This window comes from Faecalibacterium sp. AF28-13AC (assembly GCF_003478405.1).
In the GTDB taxonomy this organism is placed as follows: Bacteria; Bacillota; Clostridia; order Oscillospirales; family Ruminococcaceae; genus Faecalibacterium; species Faecalibacterium prausnitzii_E.
Map to the genome: position 1 here is coordinate 1 of NZ_QUFG01000033.1, position 899 is coordinate 899.

2 protein-coding genes are annotated in these 899 nt (G+C 47.2%); both read right to left on the minus strand.

All coding sequences use genetic code 11. From position 1 onward, the window contains the following. Positions 1-551, minus strand: a 551-nt coding sequence (locus tag DWY95_RS16750) for a recombinase family protein (protein ID WP_158577586.1), incomplete at its 3' end; no start/stop codon positions are given. 81 nt (positions 552-632) lie between these two features. Further along, a complete protein-coding gene (locus DWY95_RS16755; RefSeq protein ID WP_005945116.1) occupies positions 633-815 on the minus strand; it encodes a hypothetical protein in 183 nt (60 codons plus the stop codon). Positions 816-899 lie beyond the last annotated feature (84 nt).

Here is an 899-nt window from a genome sequence, read left to right on the forward strand (position 1 = left end):
TCGATCACAAGGTGATTGTGGTCGGCAGGGTCTTTCTGGTAGCCAAACGGTGCGCCGCTGGAGATATACTTTCCACTTTTCTTGCGTGTCCGAAGGGCACTCTTGATCTTTCGGGAAGTGTCTTTGGCGTACATTTCATTGATGATGTTTCGGAACGGGGCAATATCCATCTGAGATTGCTCGTTGGAATCATAACCATCGTTGATTGCAATATAGCGGACACCGTGTTCAGGAAAGAAGATTTCCATATACGTTCCGGTTTCGATGTGGTTGCGTCCAAGTCGGGACTGGTCTTTGGTAATGACTGTTGCCACCTTTCCTTCCCGGATATCATCCAGAAGTTCCTGAAAGGCAGGGCGGTCAGAGTTCGTACCGCTGTAACCATCATCAACATAGTACTGGCAATTCCCGAAACCGTTGCGTGTGGCATACTCCATAAGCATTGACTTTTGAGTGCGGATGCTCAGGCTTTCGCTGTTTGAACCGTCATCTTTTGACAGTCGGCAGTATAAAGCAGTTACTTTTTTGTCCTTTTCCATGTGTACCTCCATAATGGAAAAGAGACCTCATCAATCACATTGTAGCGGATGCTGCGTGACGATGCAAGCCCTTTTCCGCAGTAAAACGTCCAATTAGCCAGCGGCGAGATACGATTCGGCAGTTTTACGAATTTCTTCTTCCACAAGCCGCTGAAAAAGCGTATTCATCGGCACATTGCCGATATAATGGCGTTCCACGATCAGGCGCACGGACTTCGGACTTCTCGGCGCACGTTTGCGTGTGGTGGGCTTCTTCTCAGATTTTTCTTTGTTCAAGGGCAGACCTCCTCATTCATGTGGTGCAAATACGGAAAGGAATGGATGGATTCTATTCGTTTTTCTCTTTTTGTTTTATTACGT